This is a genomic window from Pseudomonas sp. KB_12 (genome assembly GCF_052114545.1).
GTDB classification, from domain to species: Bacteria; Pseudomonadota; Gammaproteobacteria; order Pseudomonadales; family Pseudomonadaceae; genus Aquipseudomonas; species Aquipseudomonas brassicacearum.
Window position 1 is genome coordinate 1 of the sequence record NZ_JBFREY010000092.1, and the last position, 744, is coordinate 744.

The 744-nt window shown below is 33.5% G+C and carries 1 protein-coding gene; it reads left to right on the forward strand.

Annotation, left to right across the window (positions count from 1 at the left end; genetic code table 11):
• Positions 1 to 42 precede the first annotated feature (42 nt).
• On the forward strand, positions 43 to 744 hold a 702-nt coding region (locus AB4Z20_RS27995), incomplete at its 3' end, for a replication initiation protein (RefSeq protein WP_442091234.1).

Sequence of the window (744 nt, forward strand, 5' to 3'; positions counted from 1 at the left end):
GGAGAAAATCAGGGATCTACAATAAAAGGATTGTATTAAAAAATGATACTACAAAAAGAATATAGCAGAAGTGATTTTATAAATCAAATTATATCAAGACCTTTCTGCACTGATGATTTTAAAAGAGACGGTATTTATAGAACAAACAAAAGACGAGCTTTAAACAGCGTTTATATTGAACATAACAACGATAGCTTTATTAACTCTATTGTGTTTGATATTGACAGCGATACAGCGGCTATTGCATGGCAAGATGCAGATATACCKAAGCCTAAYTTTATAACTCAAAATCCGGCTAATGGTCACGCTCATTTRTTTTATGCTTTATCGTCTCCYGTTTGTATAACAGAAAACGCCAGAAGAAAGCCRCAAAARYTMTTRAAAGGCGTTATAGAAGGACTCACRGAAAGGTTAGGTGCAGATCCATGTTATACGGGCAAGATAACAAAAAACCCGCTCAATCCTCGCTGGCGTACATTCTGGAACGAACAACCAAGATTTGAATTGAACTATCTATGTGAATTCATAGATACAAATAAAAGAGTAAAAAAAGAAGTAAGAAAATCAATAGTTGCAGAGGGAAGAAATACAGCTTTATTTGATACTCTGCGTTTTTACGCTTACAGCATAATTTTTAAATATCAAAAAAATGACGATTTCTGCGGTTTCATGTCAGCATTACAAGAAGAAGCTGAAAACATAAACGATTCATTCGAAGATCAACTTGGCTTTAAAGAAATAAAC